Annotated in this window: 22 protein-coding genes and 2 tRNA genes; 9 read left to right on the top strand and 15 right to left on the bottom strand. The window is 29.6% G+C overall.

Annotated features, from left to right (window positions below):
- Positions 1–144 precede the first annotated feature (144 nt).
- The 3 genes from yidC to rpmH are packed head-to-tail and all read right to left on the bottom strand — an operon-like array spanning position 145 to position 2,792.
- Positions 145–2,292 carry a membrane protein insertase YidC gene (yidC, locus tag MAGB_RS02540; protein ID WP_004024240.1) on the bottom strand — a complete coding sequence of 716 codons (2,148 nt, stop codon included), beginning with the start codon at positions 2,290–2,292 and terminating at the stop codon, positions 145–147.
- Between the two features lie 13 nt (positions 2,293–2,305).
- Positions 2,306–2,629: a ribonuclease P protein component gene (gene rnpA / locus MAGB_RS02535; RefSeq protein WP_004024239.1), complete on the bottom strand. Its 324-nt coding sequence runs from the start codon at positions 2,627–2,629 to the stop codon at positions 2,306–2,308.
- A 13-nt stretch (positions 2,630–2,642) separates the two neighbouring features.
- Complete coding sequence (rpmH, locus tag MAGB_RS02530; RefSeq protein WP_004024238.1) at positions 2,643–2,792, bottom strand: 50S ribosomal protein L34; 150 nt, start codon at positions 2,790–2,792, stop codon at positions 2,643–2,645.
- A 345-nt stretch (positions 2,793–3,137) separates the two neighbouring features.
- On the opposite strand from rpmH, the gene MAGB_RS02525 reads away from it, so the two are divergent.
- The 3 genes from MAGB_RS02525 to gap all read left to right on the top strand — a co-directional run bounded on the left by MAGB_RS02525 (position 3,138) and on the right by gap (position 6,633).
- Entirely contained in the window at positions 3,138–4,169 is a 1,032-nt protein-coding gene (locus tag MAGB_RS02525) for a glycosyltransferase family 2 protein (RefSeq protein WP_004024237.1), read from the top strand.
- Between the two features lie 27 nt (positions 4,170–4,196).
- Complete coding sequence (serS, locus tag MAGB_RS02520) at positions 4,197–5,465, top strand: serine--tRNA ligase (RefSeq protein WP_004024236.1); 1,269 nt, start codon at positions 4,197–4,199, stop codon at positions 5,463–5,465.
- A gap of 157 nt (positions 5,466–5,622) precedes the next feature.
- Positions 5,623–6,633: a type I glyceraldehyde-3-phosphate dehydrogenase gene (gap, locus tag MAGB_RS02515; RefSeq protein ID WP_004024235.1), complete on the top strand. Its 1,011-nt coding sequence runs from the start codon at positions 5,623–5,625 to the stop codon at positions 6,631–6,633.
- A gap of 31 nt (positions 6,634–6,664) precedes the next feature.
- Here the strand turns inward: gap and MAGB_RS02510 are convergent, their stop codons facing one another.
- On the bottom strand, positions 6,665–7,339 hold the full coding sequence (locus MAGB_RS02510; protein WP_004024234.1) for a hypothetical protein: 675 nt from the start codon (positions 7,337–7,339) through the stop codon (positions 6,665–6,667).
- Positions 7,340–7,467: 128 nt separating this feature from the next.
- Here MAGB_RS02510 and mnmE point away from each other — a divergent pair, with 128 nt between their 5' ends.
- The 6 genes from mnmE (at position 7,468) to MAGB_RS02480 (ending at position 13,286) form a co-directional block, all read left to right on the top strand.
- A complete protein-coding gene (gene mnmE, locus MAGB_RS02505) occupies positions 7,468–8,805 on the top strand; it encodes a tRNA uridine-5-carboxymethylaminomethyl(34) synthesis GTPase MnmE (RefSeq protein WP_004024233.1) in 1,338 nt (445 codons plus the stop codon).
- 9 nt (positions 8,806–8,814) lie between these two features.
- Complete coding sequence (locus tag MAGB_RS02500; protein ID WP_004024232.1) at positions 8,815–9,576, top strand: TatD family hydrolase; 762 nt, start codon at positions 8,815–8,817, stop codon at positions 9,574–9,576.
- Entirely contained in the window at positions 9,569–10,357 is a 789-nt protein-coding gene (gene rsmA, locus MAGB_RS02495) for a 16S rRNA (adenine(1518)-N(6)/adenine(1519)-N(6))-dimethyltransferase RsmA (RefSeq protein WP_004024231.1), read from the top strand. The genes MAGB_RS02500 and rsmA overlap by 8 nt, the downstream gene beginning before the upstream one ends.
- A 15-nt stretch (positions 10,358–10,372) precedes the next feature.
- A complete protein-coding gene (locus tag MAGB_RS02490) occupies positions 10,373–11,371 on the top strand; it encodes an NAD(P)H-dependent glycerol-3-phosphate dehydrogenase (RefSeq protein ID WP_004024230.1) in 999 nt (332 codons plus the stop codon).
- An 89-nt stretch (positions 11,372–11,460) separates the two neighbouring features.
- Positions 11,461–11,973: an MAG0490 family ComEA-like DNA-binding protein gene (locus MAGB_RS02485; RefSeq protein ID WP_004024229.1), complete on the top strand. Its 513-nt coding sequence runs from the start codon at positions 11,461–11,463 to the stop codon at positions 11,971–11,973.
- Complete coding sequence (locus MAGB_RS02480) at positions 11,898–13,286, top strand: MAG0480 family ComEC-like protein (RefSeq protein WP_004024228.1); 1,389 nt, start codon at positions 11,898–11,900, stop codon at positions 13,284–13,286. Before MAGB_RS02485 ends, MAGB_RS02480 begins: the two co-directional genes overlap by 76 nt.
- 18 nt (positions 13,287–13,304) lie before the next feature.
- Here MAGB_RS02480 and MAGB_RS02475 read toward each other — a convergent pair.
- The 11 genes from MAGB_RS02475 to MAGB_RS02430 all read right to left on the bottom strand — a co-directional run bounded on the left by MAGB_RS02475 (position 13,305) and on the right by MAGB_RS02430 (position 19,787).
- A tRNA-Arg gene (locus tag MAGB_RS02475) sits at positions 13,305–13,381 on the bottom strand.
- 6 nt (positions 13,382–13,387) lie between these two features.
- Positions 13,388–13,463, bottom strand: a tRNA-Cys gene (locus MAGB_RS02470).
- An 89-nt stretch (positions 13,464–13,552) separates the two neighbouring features.
- Complete coding sequence (frr, locus tag MAGB_RS02465) at positions 13,553–14,101, bottom strand: ribosome recycling factor (RefSeq protein ID WP_004024227.1); 549 nt, start codon at positions 14,099–14,101, stop codon at positions 13,553–13,555.
- The gene (pyrH, locus tag MAGB_RS02460) at positions 14,101–14,823 is read right to left on the bottom strand and encodes a UMP kinase (RefSeq protein WP_004024226.1); all 723 of its coding nucleotides are present in this window, start codon (positions 14,821–14,823) and stop codon (positions 14,101–14,103) included. The genes frr and pyrH overlap by 1 nt, the downstream gene beginning before the upstream one ends.
- A 189-nt stretch (positions 14,824–15,012) precedes the next feature.
- Complete coding sequence (locus MAGB_RS02455) at positions 15,013–16,047, bottom strand: YihY/virulence factor BrkB family protein (RefSeq protein WP_004024225.1); 1,035 nt, start codon at positions 16,045–16,047, stop codon at positions 15,013–15,015.
- Between the two features lie 130 nt (positions 16,048–16,177).
- Positions 16,178–16,777 carry a transcription termination/antitermination protein NusG gene (gene nusG / locus MAGB_RS02450; protein WP_004024224.1) on the bottom strand — a complete coding sequence of 200 codons (600 nt, stop codon included), beginning with the start codon at positions 16,775–16,777 and terminating at the stop codon, positions 16,178–16,180.
- Between the two features lie 5 nt (positions 16,778–16,782).
- The gene (locus tag MAGB_RS02445) at positions 16,783–17,019 is read right to left on the bottom strand and encodes a hypothetical protein (RefSeq protein WP_004024223.1); all 237 of its coding nucleotides are present in this window, start codon (positions 17,017–17,019) and stop codon (positions 16,783–16,785) included.
- Complete coding sequence (gene rpmG / locus MAGB_RS04210) at positions 17,019–17,168, bottom strand: 50S ribosomal protein L33 (RefSeq protein ID WP_004024222.1); 150 nt, start codon at positions 17,166–17,168, stop codon at positions 17,019–17,021. The genes MAGB_RS02445 and rpmG overlap by 1 nt, the downstream gene beginning before the upstream one ends.
- 55 nt (positions 17,169–17,223) lie before the next feature.
- Positions 17,224–17,730 carry a sigma-70 family RNA polymerase sigma factor gene (locus MAGB_RS02440; protein WP_235750735.1) on the bottom strand — a complete coding sequence of 169 codons (507 nt, stop codon included), beginning with the start codon at positions 17,728–17,730 and terminating at the stop codon, positions 17,224–17,226.
- 67 nt (positions 17,731–17,797) lie between these two features.
- Complete coding sequence (gene rlmB, locus MAGB_RS02435) at positions 17,798–18,499, bottom strand: 23S rRNA (guanosine(2251)-2'-O)-methyltransferase RlmB (RefSeq protein ID WP_004024220.1); 702 nt, start codon at positions 18,497–18,499, stop codon at positions 17,798–17,800.
- Between the two features lie 46 nt (positions 18,500–18,545).
- Positions 18,546–19,787: a class I tRNA ligase family protein gene (locus MAGB_RS02430; protein WP_004024219.1), complete on the bottom strand. Its 1,242-nt coding sequence runs from the start codon at positions 19,785–19,787 to the stop codon at positions 18,546–18,548.
- Positions 19,788–19,945: the final 158 nt, after the last annotated feature.

Here is a 19,945-nt window from a genome sequence, read left to right as displayed (position 1 = left end):
TTTGTTTTAAGTTATATATTAATTTTAATACTTTATGTTATTTTAATAATAAGAAAGTATTAAAGCCATGAAACTTTAGCGTTCCTTTGTGGCTTTTTTATAGGTATAAACAAAAATTCCAAGCTCATGCAAGGAATTTTTACTTTAAGCTTTGTGCTTATCTAAATATTTTCTTCTATAGTAAGCTGACTTCTTAAATTGGTGAATACTTAAGGTTTGAATTATGGTCCATATACCAGAAATTATTCAATAAACTTGAAGACCAGCAGAGAATATTAATGTTATAAAGAAGAAAACAATGGTCATAATTCTCTGAGTTCTATTAGCTTTCTTGAGTGCTTTTTCTTCCTCTAAGCTAGTCCGCTCTTTGAATTTCTTTCTATTCAGTATCTGTGGTAAGAACTGTGCAACACCTTGTACAGCAGCGACCACAACTAAAAGTCCTAAATATTGCCATTCAGCTGAGAAGAATAATCTTCTTCAGGACGTTTCAGCAAATGAAAGTCCTAATCATACCGTTGATTTAAATTCAGGTAAGGATTGAATAACCCTTCACATCATAATGAACACAGGCAAGGAGATTATCATTGTCACAAAGGCATCTAATGGATTAATTCCATGTTTTTTGTATAGTTCAGCAACTTCTTGTTGTTGTCTAGCCTTCATTTGTTTGTTGTTTTTAAAATCTGCATATTTAGCATCAATTTTAGCTTTTTTAGATTTTAGTTCTTCTTGCTTAGATTGGTTAACAGTTTGTTTAAATGTTACGGCTAACATAGCACTACGTAAAATAATTGTTAGCACTAATATTACTATAATTGTGCCTCATCCGCCTAAATGAGATAAGCTAGTTGATAAATGAGCAGATAATCAAGCTGTTGGGAAAACTAGTAATCCATAGAATGGGCCTAATTTTCATGCATCAGATCAATTATGTATAACTCTTTGCGGTTCATCTCCAGAATATGGGATATTCACCGCATCAGTTAATTTAACTGTCATTGTTGAATATGGCGCTGGAGAAAGCAATCTACTTGTGTTTCTTAACTGTTCATTTAAAGATGTAATTTTTTTCTTTAATTCAACAGCCTCTTTGCTATTTTTATCATTTATTTTATTATAGTCATTGCTTAAGTTATTAATTTCTTCAATAACTGAATTTTTAACAGGTGAAATCTGATTTAAAGCACTAAAATTCAACTCAGTAGCATATTTGTTTAGGACCTTATTATAGTATTTAAGGGCATAAAATACATTTGGCGCAAACTCTAATTCATTTGCTTTTTTATTCTTGATTTTATCTACTAAATATCTATTAAAGCCATTATAGTCAACTGAATAGTTAGCTTCTTTTAGCTTGCTTTCAACTTGTGATAAAGCTCTCTTATAATAAGATGATTTATCAGAATAGAAAGTATTTGTTGCTAAGGTTTCTAAAATGTCTCTTCTGAATTTTGCAAATCCAGTAAAGTCATTTCTGTTTGAAAATGTTAGGTATGAAAGTTCTTTGTCAAAAAGAAATGGAGTGCTATTTCTATTGTTATTGACTTCTAATTTACTTGTAAACTTACCTTCATTAATTAATTTAGAATTTTCAGGGTTTATTTTGAATACATTTTTATCCTTGTCATAAACAAAATTGCTATCAAAATTAAATGTAGGGTCTATTACTAATCATTCCTTATATTCATTTGGTTTGTAAACGGTTTTATAACTACCTTTAGCATTATCATCTTCTACAGGTTGAACTGCAAAAAGATAATTATTTGAATTTTCCCCAGTACCAGTAATAATAGGTCTGTTATTTCATAATTTTTTATCGTAATCTCTTAATTGAATAGCTGTGTTTCAATTTTTATAAGCGCCATAACTACCTGGATGTGCACTTCTAAGATTATCAATAATTTCTTTGTAATTTTTGTGCGATAAATGGAAGTTGGCTCCATCATTTTTATCAAAATATAATTGATCTTTTTCGCCAAGTCCTATATCAACTTTATTTTTGTGTATATGCTCACTTTCTTCTTTTGTTAACTTATGCGTAGCATCAAAAGTTGTGACATGTGGGCTGACATTCTCTTTGCTGGTATAGAATTCAATGCCATTTCCTGTATAGTTAGACGATTTGACAACACAGCTCTGAACGCAACCAGTCATTGCAATACCAAAAAGAAGGACATAAAAGACAATTTTTATTCAAAATCACACTTTCTTTCAAGCGCTTTTTTTCTTTTCTTTTTGTCTGTCCTCATTAGAGAAATAATTGAAGTTGCTTGATCTATATTCTTTCATTTGTAAGCTTCTCTTAATTTATTCTTAATTTGTTAAAAAGTTTTTGCGTGGCACTAAATTTAGCCTCAAACTTCTCGTTCAAAAACTCTTTTCGTAAAATTAAAACACAGTGAAATTTAAAATCATAGACATTTAATTTATGAATAATTGCCTTTACTTGCCTTTTATAATAATTTCTTAGAACTGCATTGCAGAACTTTTTAGGAACGGTAATACCCAACTTAAAACTATTAGCTTCCTTGTAGTATAAAACCAAAAAATTATTTGCAAACTGTTTTTTAGACTTTATTATTTCATCAAATTCTCAACTTTTTTGAAGTCTAAATTCTTTTTTCATAAGGTGTTAAAAATTATTTGTCGTCTGAAACAGTTAGTCTTTTTCTTCCTTTAGCTCTTCTAGCTGCTAAAACTTTTCTGCCGTTTTCAGTAGCCATTCTAGCACGAAAGCCATGAACTTTAGCTCTTTGTCTTTTTTTAGGTTGATATGTTCTTAAACTCATATTGCCTCCTGTTAAAAATATATGTGGAATTAGTAATGGTTAATATTATATATAAAACTTTGAAATTTTAAATCATAAATTAACAATTTTGCAACAACAAAAAACTGCATTTCTTTTAGGCCTAGAATACTATAAAACAGGCATTAAGGACTTTTTAGTTTAATAAATAATTTATAGATAATTATTTTTTTAATTGATGTTTTTTAATTTTGAAGCTCCAATAAAAGTTACATAAATCACAAAAGTTGCTTTATGCATACTAAAATGTATGCTAATTATGGAAACAACACTACACAATAGAACTAAACAACAATTTATAACTGACTATATTGGTATAATTAAGCTATGAATAAGAGTAATAATGTTAAGTCAGGCGACATCAATAATGCCAATCCTAAAATTAGTATATTAATTCCTTGTCACAATATAGAAAACAACTCTTATTTTTCTTTGGATAGTGTTTTAAAAAGCTCATATAAAAATTTAGAAATTATATTATTAAATGATTACTCAACTGATAATACACTGCAAATAATTAACGAATATGCTACTAAAGATTCAAGAATCAAAGTCTATGATTTAAAAGATTATCATGAACATGTAGGCATAGGTTTTAACAGACACTTTTTAATTGAAAAGGCAACTGGCAAATATTTTATTTTTGTTGATGATGATGATAAATTACACAAGAATGCTATTCAAACTTTTGTAAACAATTTAGATGATGACTATGATGTTTTAGTTGCTGAAGCTTTATATAGTTATGAATATGCTAAAAACTTAAGAATTTCTGTGCCTGAAGTGCCTCGTTTTCTTAATTATGATATTAACTCTCCAATTGAACACTACTATAACAACACTTCAGTTTGTTGAGGTAAGCTAATCAAAAGAGATTTTTACCTTCAAGTTGTTAAAAAATATAATAAAAATTTTTCTGATGGAATATATGAAGATATTCGTTTTATGCATTTGCTTTACTTTACAAACGTTAAGTTCAAAAGAATAAAAAGTAAAGTTTATACATACCAAATTCGTAAAAATTCGTCTGCAACTAATCTGAGTGCTTGATCTGACAAACTTAAATTACTTTTTGCATCATACCAAAGTGTTTTTAATGATTTTTCTGAGCTAAAGTTAGTTGATGATAACAAAATATTAAAATCACTAAAAAAAGGTTTGTTTGTCCAGCTTTTATCGCTTTGTTATTTGCTTTGCATGATTCAGAAACCAGAATGCAGGACAAAAATGCAGCAAATTTGTTCTTTAATGCTTAAAGAGTTTATAAAAAATAATGACATTGATACTTCTGTTCCTTCAAATCTATCATTATGATCACTAATGATTTATAAGTTGTCAATAAAACGTTTTAAGTTGTAAAATAATATAAACAAAATTAGAGGTCTTATGTTAAGTATTAAGTTTATAAATGATAATCGTGGTTATGTGAGAAAGGCACTAGAAAATAGAAACTTTGATGTTTCTGTTTTTGACACTCTTTTGTCTTATCTTGACAAAAGAGGAGCTGCTATGCATAAAGCTCAAATTAAGAGATCTGAATTGTCAAAATTAAGCAAGCAAATTGGTTCTTTTAAAGATGACAAAGCCAAAATGAATGAATTAAAGTTGCAGGCAGCACATTTAAAAAAAGATGTTGTTGAACTAGAAAAAAATGCTGATGAATTTGACCAAAAAGCCTATGAAATAATAATATCCATACCAAATATATCTTTAGATTCAGTTCCTGTTGGCAAAGATGAAAATGATAATCAAGTAATTAATACACATGATAATTTGGGTAGAAAATTAGTTTCAAACGTTTTACCGCATTATGAAATAGGCAATAAATTAGATATTTTTGATTTTGAAAGAGCGGTGAAATTATCAGGGTCAAGGTTTGTAATTTTTAAAGGTGCTGGTGCTAAGTTAGCTCGTGCGTTGCAAAATTTTATGATTGATTTGCACACTGCAAATGGCTATAAAGAATATTCAGTTCCAGTTTTAGTAAAACCTGAAATACTTTTTGGAACAGGACAGTTACCAAAATTTAAAGATGACTTATTCTTTATGGAACAAACAAATATGTACCTTATTCCCACTGCTGAAGTTCCTTTAACTAATTTATATAATAATGAAATTATTGATGTTAATCAGCCTATTAGACTCACCGGATTTACTGAATGCTTTAGATCTGAGGCAGGTTCAGGCGGAAAAGACATGAAGGGCATTATAAGAAGTCATCAATTTAAAAAAGTTGAATTAGTAAAAATTACTTCTGAAAAAGATTGAGAATCTGAATTTAAGCAAATGCTGGAACAAGCTAAACTGGTTTTAGAAGAACTAGAACTTCCATATAGAGAGCTTCAACTTTGTACAGGCGATCTTGGTTTTTCATCTAGAACAACAATTGATTTAGAAGTGTGACTTCCTTCGGAATTAAAATATAGAGAAATTAGTTCGGTTTCTTATATGGGCGATTTTCAAGCACGAAGAGCAATGATCAGATACAGAGATGATAACAATGAGGTTAAATTTGCTCATACAATGAATGGTTCTGGCCTTGCAATAGATCGTTTAATTGCTGCTATCTTAGAAAATTACCAAAATGCTGATGGAACAGTATCAATTCCTAAAAAATTAATTCCATACTTTGGCAGTGACAAAATTACTTATTAACTTATAAAACAGTGTTAAAAGCATATGTACTGTTTTATTTTTTTCATAAAAATAGTGGAAAGATTGCCATATATTTAATCTCCCGCCTTATATCACTATGCATAAAGCAAAATGTTTAAACTATAATTTTAATAGAAAATAAAATTTGGGGGAAAATATGAAAAGAGTCGCTATCAATGGTTTTGGACGTATAGGTCGTCTCGCCCTTCGTTACCTTTTAGATACAAATAATAAAGAAGTAGAAATTGTTGCAGTTAATGACTTAACTGAACCAAAAATGCTTGCTCACTTATTAAAATATGACACTGCTTTTGGTCCACTAAAGGCTGATGTAGTTGTTAAGGATGATGCTTTTGTTGTAAATGGCAAAGAAATCAAGGTATTTTCTGAAAAAGATCCTGCTTTATTGCCTTGAAAAGAACTTAATATTGACATAGTTTTGGAATGCACAGGTTTTTTTGTTAAAAAAGATCTTGCTCACAAACACATAGATGCTGGTGCTAAAAAAGTTATTATTTCGGCTCCTGCTGGCAAAGATGTAAAAACTGTTGTTTATGGTGTAAACCATGAAATTTTAAATGCTGATGATGAAATTATCTCAGGTGCTTCATGTACAACCAACTGTTTAGCTCCTGTAGTTAAGGTTTTAGTTGACAACTTTGGCATTGAAAATGGATTCATGACTACAGTACACTCATTCACAGGTGATCAAATGCTTCAAGACGGCCCGCACCGTAAGGGGGACTTACGGCGTGCTCGTGCTGCAGGACATAACATTGTCCCCTCATCAACTGGCGCAGCTAAAGCAATTGGACTTGTTGTTCCTGAAGCTGATGGTAAACTTGATGGTTTCGCACTTCGTGTGCCAACAATCACTGGTTCATTTGTTGACTTATCAGTTCAATTAACTAAGCAACCTTCAGTTGAAGAGATAAATGCAGCGTTTGAAAAAGCAGCAAGCTTATCACTAAAATACGAAACAGATCCAATTGTTTCATCAGATGTTATAGGTTCATACTACGGTTCAATATTTGATTCAACATTAACTAAAATTAAAGAATCAAACGGTCATATAATTTATAAAATTTTTGCATGATATGACAACGAAATGTCTTACACGGCTCAATTAATAAGAACATTAACTTATTTTGCAAAATTAACTAAGTAATAATTATTACAAAGCTCCTTCATTGGAGCTTTTAATATTTTAAGTTGCGTTTGTTTAAAAACGATTGATCAATTTTGGTATATTTCTGATTTAATTCGCTTGTACTTATACTCCTATATTTTAGGCTTATTGGCAAAAATACACAATTTATATATGATCTGTTTTCATTATAAAAATACTTACTACTTTGAATATGCTTAAACTCATACAGTGAACTTGATATGCCATATAAAATTAGCCTTTTGTTTTTATTATCAGGCTTACTTACTACAACTAACTGACAATGGTTATATGTTGTGTCATTATTAGTTTCTGGCTTGATCTTAAAATATTCAAAAATATTTGTATAGTTATCTTTAAGCAAGGGATATGCAAAATTATTAGTCAGTATTTTGATTGACTCTAATTTTTTCTCAAAATATTTCTGCTTGCTTTTGGGAATATCAAGCAGAATTTGCTCCTCAGTTAATCTTTTAGTTAAAATATCCTTAATGAGGCTTCCAGTATCCTTTCTGTACCTTCCAAAAAATGTCTTGCAATAGTTAAGGCCTAATGAATGAATTAAAAATTTATTATTAATAATTATTCTTATTCTTAGTTTTAGATCGCTTATACTATTTTTCTTTAATAAAGATATAGACTTAACATTATTTAAAAACATTGCATAGCTGACAAAGGTGTTACAAAACTTATTTTCATTTTCCATAACTTATTAAGTAGTGTTTTATGCAGATTATCAAAAGAAGTAAAAATTCGGGAAAAACGGCCTGTTTTTCCTTTTTTTGTTCACTTTAATACAATTCACTAGTTTTATATTATTGTAAAATTAGAAATATGATAAATGACACGATTACAGCAATTTCATCCGGTGGAAAAATCAATCAAGCTATTTCAATCATTAGAGTAAGTGGACCAGATAGTGTTAACGTTGTTAAAAAGGTTTTCACCGGTAAGGTAGGCACTAGTCATACAATTACTTTTGGTAATATTGTTGATAATTTAAATGATAATGAAGTGATTGATGAAGTTTTGTGTATGTGATTTTTAGGCACAAATAACTTTGTTGGCGAAGATACAGTTGAAATAAACTGTCATGGCGGCGTAGTAATTACTAATCGAATTTTAGAATTGTTACTTGCTAATGGTGCAAGGTTGGCTGAGCCTGGTGAATTTAGTAGAAGAAGCTTTTTAAATGGGAAAATGGATCTTATTAAAGCTGAAGCAATTAATGACTTAATCCATGCTAGCACAGTTAGTCAAACTAAATTAGCTATTAAAAAATTTGATGGTAAAACATCCATGTATATTCAGGAATTAAAGAATGAATTAGCCTATTTGATAGGCGAAATGGAAGTTTCAATCGATTATCCTGAATATGATTTTGACAACCCTTTTACAGATAAATTAATATCAAGATTAGAATCTATTAGAAGTAAAATTAATAAAACTATTGAGTTAAGCCAAACATCAAGAATGATCTTCGAGGGCATTAAAATAGCCATTTTGGGAAAACCTAATGTTGGAAAAAGTTCTATTTTAAATGCAATACTGGAAGAGGATAAAGCCATAGTAACAGACATCGCTGGCACAACTAGAGATATAGTTGAAGCTATGTGACAATACAAGGGACTTTTATTTAAATTCATTGATACAGCAGGTATTAGAGATACTAAAGAAAAAATTGAAAAAATTGGTATTGATAAATCATTTGAGCAAATTGACAAGGCCGATGTTGTTTTACACATATATGATCCAAGCCAAAATGATAATGAGTTTGATTTGCAAATTAAAGATAAGGCGCTTTCATTAAATAAAATTTATGTTCCAGTTATAAACAAAAAAGATTTGCTCAAGACAACAAGCGATGATTTTCTTTATGTGAGTGCAAAACTAAATGACTTAGATCCACTAAAAGAAAAATTGGTCACTGTTTTTAAAAATGTTGACTTAAACAATGATCAATATGTTAATAATTCTAGACAGTTAGCACTTATAAAACAGGCCCACAAGTCGCTTGATGATGCTATTCAATCAATCAAACAAGGCTATGATCCTGATGTTGTAATTATTGATCTTAGACAAGCTTGAAGTCATTTGACTGATATAACTGGTCGTGCAGATAACGAATTGCTGCTTGATGAGATGTTCAAAAACTTCTGCCTTGGAAAGTAGGAAAAAAATATGAGCATAAAATATATTGATTGCCATACCCATCCAATTAAAGAGTATTACAAGGATAACTTTCAGGTAATCGAAAAAGCCTATTTTAAAGGGGTTGCGGCAATGCTTATAACCGGATGTGATCCTAAGGAAAATCTTGAAGTATTAAATATTTGCTCGCATTTTGACTACACATTTCCGGTTATTGGTGTTCATCCTAATAATTCAACCGGAGCAGAAGACGGTATTATTGTTGAAAGTCAGCTTACCAAAAATGTTGTTGCTATTGGCGAAATTGGACTTGATTATCACTATCCTGATACCAAAAAGGATGTTCAAAAAGAATCGTTCATTGCCCAAATTAAGGTTGCCCAAAAGCATAACTTGCCTGTTGTTGTGCACATGAGAGATTCTTATGAAGACTTATATGAAATACTTAGTCAGTTTAATGATGTTAAGTTCATGATTCACACATTTAGTGGTAACTTATATTGAGCAAAAAAATTTAGTGAATTAGGATGCTACTTTAGCTTTAGTGCAATAGCAACTTACAAAAATAATTCGTCATTACTAGAAGTTTTACAATTCCTTCCTGTTGACAAAATACTAACTGAAACTGATGCTCCATACTTACCACCAGCAAGTAAGCGTGGGATGATAAATTATCCAAATTATGTTAAGCACACAGCAAACTATATCGCGGGAGTTAAAGGTTTATCAATTGAGAAGTTTACTGATAAAGTGTTAAAAAATGCAAAGAGGTTATTTAAAATAAATGTTTAGTGGGCATATTCAACCAAAAGCTAAGAAAAAATTTGGACAGAATTTTTTGCATAGTGAATCTGTTATTCAAAGAATAGTTGATATTATTAACCCTGAAGGTAAACAAATTATTGAAATTGGACCAGGAACTGGAGCTTTGACAAAATACCTTGTAAATAAATGCTCAAAGTTAGTTGCTTTTGAAATTGACCCAGATATGATCCAGTTTTTAAACAAGCAAAATTATTTTGATGCTGAAAATAAAAAGCTTGTTCATGACGACTTTTTAAATGCTAATTTGGACCAATATGCCTGTTTTGAAGTAGTAGGCAACATTCCTTACTATATTACTAGTGAAATAATATTTAAAATAATTGAGAATAGATTTTTGTTTAAGCGAGCAGCATTATTAGTTCAGAAGGAAGTGGCTGACAGAATAGTTGCAGCGCCTAATAGCTATGAATATTCTAAATTAAGCATAACTTGCCAATATGTTGCTAAAGTTAAAAAAGAATTATTTGTAAGCAAAAACAACTTTAGCCCTGTTCCAAAGGTGGATTCAGCAATTGTTACATTTGATTTTTATCAAGATAAGAATGATAATTATGACCAACTAAAAGACTTTTTTAAACTTTGTTTTAGTGCAAGAAGAAAAAAACTAATTTGATCTTTAAAACAGGTTTATTCACAAGAAAAAATTCTATATGCTTACAACTTGTTAAATATAAATGAAAACATTAGAATTCAGCAGCTAGACTTAGAAACTATAAAGAAATTATATTCTGAGTTAGAAGCAAAATAGATCGAGGAGAAAATTATGTCTAAGAAAGTAACTATAATAGGCACAGGTGCATGAGCTAGCGGATTAGCAAATGTGTTGTCTTATAATAACCATAAAGTCACCATGTGAGGAATTGATGCAAAAGAAATTAGTGACATTAATAATGGCATTAATTCTAAGTATTTTGGCGATAAAAAGTTCAATAATCCTAATAATGTTTGTGCAACTGCCAACTTAGAACAGGCATTGAATGAGCTTGATTTAATGATACTTGCTGTGCCATCAGGAGCTATTGACAGTGTTCTTAGTCAAATCAGAAACATATTAGGAACACGCAAAATTAAAATAGTTAATGTTGCTAAAGGTATAGATTCAAAGACTAAAAAATTCTTTTCAGATGTCTTAGTTGAGAAATTTTCAGACAATATTGAACACTACTGCTCAATACTTGGCCCTTCTTTTGCAGCTGAAGTATTTGAAAATGCACTAACAATGATTAACATTGTTGGGCCTGATCATGACTTCTTGCTAGAAGTGTCAAAAATATTCAATAATAAATATTTTAGGTTGATAATTAATCCTAATGAAAAAGGAAGTGAGTTATTTGCTGCACTTAAAAATGTTCTTGCAATAGGCATAGGTGCAATAACACATATGTTTCCTTACAAAAATACCGAATCTGCTTTATTGGCTGCAGGAGCAAAAGAAATTTACCAAATTTATAAAGCTTTGTTTAACTCTGCTGATAATAATTTGCCTTTAGAACTTTCAGCAATTGGTGACATATTCTTAACATGCTCTAGCGTGAAAAGTAGAAACTTTCTTTTTGGAACACAAATTGCCCAGAAAGGCCTTAAAACAGTGCTGGAAGAAAATACTAAAACAGTTGAAGGCTACCATAATGCCAAAACATTAGAAGATATATTAAATGATAATAAGTCAATTAACGCACCATTTTTAAGGTCTATTATCGATGTTTTATATCACAATAAGGATGTTAAAAAGTTAACTGACTTTATTGAAGAGTATAACTAAGCACAAACTTTTTAGGGAAAAACGGGGAGTTTTTCCCTATTTTTTTCTTTTTTTATTTTGGCAACCTATTTTAAAACTAATAAGATGAAATGAGAATTAAAAGATTTGTTATTGGCTCTTTAGTTCTAGTTGCTGTTGCTGCCTCTACAATAGCAATTACTTTTGATTCAAATCGTACCTCATTTTATAAAATTTCGCCAAGCGATAGCGATGTCGTGGCAATAGATGTATCGGGCGCAGTTTTATTTAAAGGAAAACACTATTTTAAGAAGGGAGTCAAGTTAAAAGAAATTCTAAATGTTGTAAAAGAAAATAATGCAGATCTTTCGAATGTTGACATGAACAAGGAGTACACAAATAATGTAAAAATATTTATTCCATTTCTGAAAAACAATTTTGATAATGATGTTAACAAACAAATACATTGACTAGAATTAAACGATGAGCAACAACTAAGAAAATTGGGAGTTTCCGCAAATGTTTCAAGACAACTAGTTCAGTTAAGGAGAAACAAATCCAAAGTTAGATGAGACGATATTCGCTCTTTAAAGGGCATTGGAGACAAAACTTTTTTAAAACTAAAGAAAGTTTTAATCTTGTAAGCCTAAATTTACTGGCATTTATTTTGCCTGTATTTATTCACTTATCTATTTTTAGTACTGAAACTAGGTATGTGTGGGTTGTAGCATATGTTATCTTAGCAGTGTACATTAATTTTAGAAATTGAAAATATTTAGGAACTGCTCTGGTAGCTATTGTTTTTTATCTGTGCATTTTAATGCCGACAATGTTTAAACATTTACTAGATGATGGTTTATATATTGTTCAAGGAACAGTAATTAAATCAAGTGATAATTATTTAATAATTAGTAACTCAAAACATAATGTTCTAGTCTTGGGTATCAACTTAACATCAGTGTCAAAAATTATTCATGGTTCGCTAGTTGAAGTGAAAGGCAATTTAAGTAAAAATTTGTCGAATATTAAGTTTGATAAAACATTTATATTATCTAATTCTATAAAATATGTTGTAAACAATTCAACAATTAAACAAGTGTCATATCAAACCGAAAGTCTTAATCAATTACTAAGCGCCTATGGTGCAAACAAGATCTACTTTGCTAGATACTGAAGCACAATGGTCTTTGGAATTAATGATTCTCAAATTGCCAATACAAAGGCTAGACTTATAAATGTTTCACATTTACTAGTCATATCAGGACTACATTTTGACTTATTATTCTATTTTATAGCGCTTTTGGCTAACAAGATATTCAAAAAACATAAATCTTCACTATACTTTGTAATTGCAATATTATTCTGTTATGTCATTTTGCTTAATTCATTTGTTTCAGCAATAAGAAGTTTAATAATGTTGTTTATTAAACACCAAAAGAGACTTGGAAATTATGAATTTAAGTATTATGATGGCTGATTCATAGCCTTAATTGTCGTTTTTAGCTTAAATTTTGATCTTGTATTTTCACTATCTTTTATTCTTTCCTTCACTTGTTCATTCGTTCTGCTTACACTAAGCAATTTAATAAATATAAAATGAAATATTCTAAAGACACTCATTATATTCACACTAATATATTTGTTTAATTTACCAATAATAGCTAAGATAAATTCATCTCTAAATCTCTTGTCTTTTATCTTTAGTATTGTTTTAATCCCGATATTTGAAATATATTATTTAATGTCAATAATTTTTTTCTGAAGCACTGACTTTATGAACTTTGCATACTATCTTTTAGATGAATTATTGAATATCTTGATAGATTTTTCAGCCCTACTGACGGTTAAAGTATATTCTTCCTGACTGTTAGTATCAATAAACATATTTGCCTGATTTATAGTGCTATCAGTCATGAGTGTGGTAAAAAATAATAAAAAAATTAGGCAACTTGCCTAATTCAGTAACATTGTTATATGGCGCGCCCAAGAGGAGTCGAACCCCTAACCTTTTGGTCCGTAGCCAAACACTCTGTCCAGTTGAGCTATGGGCGCATAATATGGAGGCACCAACCGGACTCGAACCGGTAAATCGGAGTTTTGCAGACTCGTGCCTTGGCCTTTTGGCTATGGTGCCACAATGACCGATCTCTAATTGCCGTGTAATGTATTATATATTAATAGCTCTATATAAAAAGCATATTTATAAAATAGAGATCGATTAAATTAAACTGTCATGATTTCTTTTTCTTTTTTAGATACTAATTCATCAACGTGTTCAATATTTTTGTCAACTATTTTTTGCACATCTGTTAAGTATCTTTTTTGCAGATCCTCAGAAATTTCTTCATTGGCCTTTATTGCTTTATTAGCATTTTGACGGGCGTTTCTAATAGCAACCTTAGCAGTTTCAGAATGCTTTGATAATGATTTAACTAATTCTCTTTTTCTTTCAGTTGTTAAAGGTGGAAATTTAATACGTATTTGGCTTCCTTCATCAACTGGATTAATACCTAACTGAGCACTAGTAATAGCTTTTATTATGTCTCTAACAGTTGTAGCATCAAAAGGCTTAATTAGTAGTTGTTGAGCTTCAGGAACACTAATGTTTGATAACTCTTCGATTGGTGTAAGGGTGTCATAATAATTAATTTTGATTCCTCTAATTAATTGCGGATTGGCTCTTCCTGTTGAAGTTTTTGAAAGTTCAAAAACTAAGTGATTTATAGCCTTATCAATTTCTTCTTCTAATTGTAAAATAAATAATTCATCCATTAGCTTACTACCTCAGTGTGATCAATCTCTCCATCAATAGCTCTTAAAATAGCATTTGGCTCATTGATGTTAAAAATAATTAAGTTAATTTTATTATCTCTAGCCATACTTGTGGCTGTTAAGTCCATAACTTGTAGCTTTTTGTCCAAAATTTCATCATAAGAAATTTTTCCAAATTTCTTGGCATCTTTATTGGCTTTTGGATCTGAATCGTAAATGCCAGAAACACCATTTTTACCCATTAAAATGACTTCTGCACCTATTTCAGACGCAAATAAAGTCGCTGCTGTGTCAGTTGTGAAATATGGTCTTCCTGTTCCACCAACAAAGATAACAACTTCACCTTCTTCTAAATATTTAATTGTTTTTTCATTAACATAGTTTTCAGCAACTTTTTGGTCAACAACTAAAGATGACTGAATACGAGTTTTTAAACCAATTCTCTCAAATCCACTTTTTAATGCTAAGCCATTCATTATTGTAGCTAGCATTCCAATATAATCTGCTCTGTTTCTAGGAATGCCATTTTTTTCAGCGCTTGCGCCTCTGAAGAAATTGCCCCCACCGATAACAATACTTATCTGTATTCCTCTATCTGAAATTTGTTTTAATTGACGTGCAATATCGCCAACCAAATCATAGTCGATTGCTAAGCTTTTTTCCTTATTAACTAACCCTTCTCCTGAAAGTTTAATTAATATTCTTTTGTACTTATTATCCATCTATCCGCCCAATACATTTATTATTTAATGTCTAAATAAAAATTTATTAAATTATAAATTAAAAATGCGAATTTGTCAAAAAGTAAGGCAAACCAGAAACTTAAGCACTTTAAAAATAAGCAAAGTGATGATGTTTTTAAATGAAAAACTTAACTAAAAAGGCTGTTTTATAGGTAAATAAGATAGACTCTAATAGAATTTTCTAAATCATATTTTTTTTGCAACTGTATATCTTGAATAAAAAGTCTTATAAAAAGCAGCATTTGTTATTATGCCTAAATACATAAAGTATGACATTGTTGAAACAAGCAAGGCAATATACATAAAAATTCCGAATATCCCAAATTTATAGTAGTCAATTAACGATGTAAGATACCCAAATATTGTTATAAAAACCATTGTTGGTAACGAAGCGATAAGCACTCCAGGAAGTAGCGATGATCATGGCACTTTAAATGCAGGGCTAACTTTAAACAACAATGACAATCCTACATATAAATTGAGCATTAAATAGAGTGAAAAAACAATGTAAAAATAAATGCTTCTGCTTAAATTACTGGCTTTATGCACTCCAAATAATTTGTATACTGATAAGTATAGCAATGAAGATATAAAAATATAAAGCGCAATGCAAACAACAATTAAAAATCCTTTGAGTCTATTGAAAAAATAGTTTCCTGTTGTTTCATGCTTATAAATGTAATTTATGCTATAAGTGAACTTGCCAAAACCACTAGATGAGATAATTAAAGAAGCTAAAAATAAAGTAATTATCAAAATGTATGTTTTCGCATTTCAAGTCTGTGGTATTGAATTAATAAATGATTCTAGTCCAGGGATTATTCTTCTAAGAATTTCATCATTAAACAAGTTGCTAAAATTGCCAGGAATTAATGAGATGGCAACACTAACACTCATTATTATTGGTATAAACGAAACTAAAGAATAAAATGCAAAGGAAACAGGAATAAAAACAAATTCCCTGCTAGTAAACCTTTTGTAAACTCTGCCCACAAGTTCGCTTAATTTGTTTTTGTTCTTTTTTAGCCTTATAGGCACAGCAATTAGCATAATTATCTTGATAAAAAACTTGATCACAATTTCTAAAAGTGATGTTTTAGATTTTTGAACAGACAAAATGTTTTTGCTAAATAACGACTTTTTTAGCATTCTGTTATATGCTCTGTTCATTTTCTTAACATTTTTATTAGTGTATAGATTCATTATGCTACCTTATTCAAAATTATACTTGCTTTAGTAGTATTTCTGCTATGAATGCATTTGTTAATGTTTTGCATTGATTCAAAATTAGTAAAAGACAAAAAAATAGAAGAACCCTTCTATTTAGCCATAATTATCTTTCTTTGCTTTCTACTACAGAATAGTCAAAATCAGTTGGAACTTTTTTGCCAAAGTGTTCAACTTCAACAGTAACTTTATGAATAGATTCATTAGCTTCTAAAACTTTACCAATTGTCCCTTTGAATGGCCCATCAATAATTTCTACTATTTCGCCAATGGTAAATTTGTCAATGATTTTTCCTGAGTTAAAGTCTTCAATTAATTGCTTTTCTTTTTCAAAAGCTAAATCAATTTCTTTTTTCGTAACTGGAGTTGGCTTAGTTCCCTTGCCAGCTGAACCAATAAGACCTGTGACATATTGTGTGTTACGCACAACAAATCAGGCTTTATCAGTCATATCCATATTAATGAAAATGTAGCCACCATACATATTGCTCATCTTAACTTTATAAGGCTCACCAAGCGCTTTTTTCTCAGCTTCTTTTGCTGTTAAAACAGGCTTTCTGAAAATTTTAAATGCGCCTTCTTCAGTGGCATTTTGATTGAAACATTCTTCAACTTGCTCACTAACAATACGGTTTTTTAAAGACTCAACAACTTTGTCTTCTTTCCCCGAAACCGTACTAATCATGTATCACATAAAACGTTGCATAAATACTAAGCGCCTCCTGTTTTAATGCCTGATTTTGTAAAAATAAAAGTAACTAAAGTAACAAATCCAACAACAATTAAAGTAAATATCATTGAAAAAACAATAACTTGCACAAAAGCTGCCCAACTTTTTTTAGATGCTGGTCACCTAACTCTTTTCAATTCTTTAACAAATTTACGCACCAAAAACTTTTTCTTTTTTGCTTCTTTTGTTTCTGCTTCAATTTTATTTTTCTTAACCATTATTTTTCTTCCTTGTGCATTGTGTGCTTATTACATTTTCTACAAAACTTTTTAACTGTAATTCTATCAACAGACATCAGGCTTTTATTGGTGGAATAATTCATGCTGTGGCATTCTTCACAACTTAGTGTTACTTTTTTTCTAAGCATAATTTTAATTATATATAAAATGCTTAAAATTATAAGTTTTTAAATTCTATAAGACTTAGGCTGAATAAAAAGTTATTATTTTTTCAACAATAGCATTTCTAAAAAGATTTAATTTATATGTTGAATGCGGTGATCATTTTCTAGATAAAAGTAGCTTAATATTAAAAACATCATTTTGACTAAAATACCTATAAAACAGTCTGTTAAAGTCTTCTTCATAAGCTTTTTCATATATTTCATTCTCAGCTGTGTCATCAGTGATATAAATCATTTCATCAATAGATGACATATTTAAATCGATAGAACGCTTTTTACGCTGTCAAAAATTTAACTTGTTTAAGCAAAAATTTTTGACAACCTGGTTAACATAGGCATAAAAATTAGAATCACTTTTATATTTATACTTGTGCAAAATGTTAGGGCATTCATATAAAAATTCATTGTAAATATCATCGGCAGTGATTGGTACTTTTTTATATGAAAAAATTGCTTTGTTAATTGCGTTAAAAATTTCTTGTTTAAGACAATGGTTGATTGCCATAATTATCTCTAAATTAGACATATTGGTCAAACTTTGCTCCAGTTGCCTATTATCATTAATTAAATGCTTTTTAAATGTAAATATGCTTTTATTCACTTCTATTTGCTAATTCAAATAATAAAATTCCCGTAGCCACAGATACATTCATTGACTGAACAGTTCCAAATTGCGGAATATAAACTTTAACATCTGTTGCATTAATTACTGGTTTAGAAATCCCTTTTTCTTCATTCCCCACTACTAAAGCACAATGATCAGCATATTGAACCTTATTATAAGGCACTGCATTCTCATCTAACAATGAAGAATAAATTCAAAAACCTCATTTTTTAAGCTTTTCAATGCTTGATGCAATGTTGCTCACTTTAATAATTTTGACTCCTACAAATCCACCTGAACTTATTTTCAAGACAGTTGAAGTAACATCAGTAGATCTGTCTTTAGGAATAATAATATGTTTGATTCCAGCTGCATTTGCTGTTCTTATTATTGCTCCAAAATTATGAGGATCATAAATGTGATCTAAAATTAATACATTTTTAGGATCATCTTTTTTAATTACATCTATTTCATAGTAATTAAAGTTTTTTAAAAACAGCAAATATCCTTGATGATTTTCTGCGTTATATTCTTTAAAAAATGAAGCATCTTTGACTACTATTTTTATATTTGAAAACTCCTTAAGTTTATCAGCGTGTGATTTACTTAGAACATAAACTGCTTCAATTGGCAATTTGGCCTTAATTGCGTCTATAACTGAGTTTTTGCCACACATATATAATTTTTTCATAAAGATACCCTCAATTTTTAATAAGTTTGTTCAATGTTGATAAGTACTAAATTAAACTATTTTTGATTAATTTTTCCCTCAATTTATCAGCTTTTTTGTAGTCTTTTATCCCTATAAAATAGCGTCATTGGTCATATATCTCTAAATGCTTACTATAAAAACTTTTGTTTGTTAATTCTTTGTGGAAAAGTGAAAGTAAGAAAAATAAATCTTTTGCCCTGTCCAATGATGGCTCTTTATTAAATTGCTTAATTTCATTGTTTAACATAAAATTAAAGTCAGAAAACTCAAGCTCTGAAACAGCTTCTAATGCTTTAGTTACAAATTCAGACTTATTGTAGTCATTCATGTTAAGAATTTCATTTTTATAATGTACGAAAATTTTAAATAACACTTTTTTATACTTATTTTCAATAGCTTTCATATTCTCAATAAGCTCATTAGTTATATTAATATTTGCACTAACTTTTGCATTTAAAAATATTAATTTTAAGGTGGCTATTCCATATCCATTTATAAAGTCATTTGCAAGAATAACATTTCCTACTGATTTAGACATTTTTTCACCATCAAGATTAAGCTGCCCACAACGAATTCACTCTTTAGCTAACTGTTTTTTATACAAAGCATAGTGTTGGATGTTTTCATTTTCATGATGAGGGAATGTTAGGTCCATTCCACCGCCGTGGATATCAACCCCATCGCTTCCAAAATGTTTGTCAATAAGTGCACTACATTCAGTGTGTCATCCTGGTCTGCCCATGCCAAAACTAGATCTAAATTTAATACCTACTGCTGTAGATTTTCAAAGCGCAAAATCGCCTTTAAACCTTTTGAGCAAGCTGTTTTCGTCAAAAACCATATTGTCAATGTTTTGATTAGAAACATGTCCGTAGTTTTCATTATTTTTTAAAACATCAAACCAAACATTGCCATTTTCATCTTTGTATGCATTTTCAGACAGATATAGTTTTTCAATATATTTATTGATGACATTCATATTTTTTGTTACTTTTTCAATTTTGCTAATTGTATTGACATTAAGCATTCTTAATAATTTTTGATAACTTTTAAAATAAAATGAAGCCACTTCACTTTCTTTGACATCCATCTGAATTGCCTTATTAATGATTTTGTCATCCACATCAGTGATGTTATGAACAAATTTAAATTCTTTATTTAATTCCCTATAAGCCTTAAGCATAAAGTCAAAAGTAATAATTGGCCTTAGATTTCCTATATGAGGCTCGTTATAGACAGTAGGCCCACAAACATAAATTTTTAACATAACAAAATTATATTATAGTAAGCAATTAATAAATATTTACAGCTTTTATATTTGCTTTTTAGTAGCCCGGTTTATGAACTTAGCTATATTAATTTTGGCTATATTAAAATGTAAAACTATAAATATAAATTAATTTTAAAATTTTGTTAACATTTTTT

Source organism: Mycoplasmopsis agalactiae 14628, from assembly GCF_000266865.1.
Taxonomy (GTDB): Bacteria; Bacillota_I; Bacilli_A; order Mycoplasmatales; family Metamycoplasmataceae; genus Mycoplasmopsis; species Mycoplasmopsis agalactiae_A.
The sequence above is the reverse complement of the archived record's forward strand: the minus strand, read 5'-3'. Positions and strand labels throughout refer to the sequence as shown.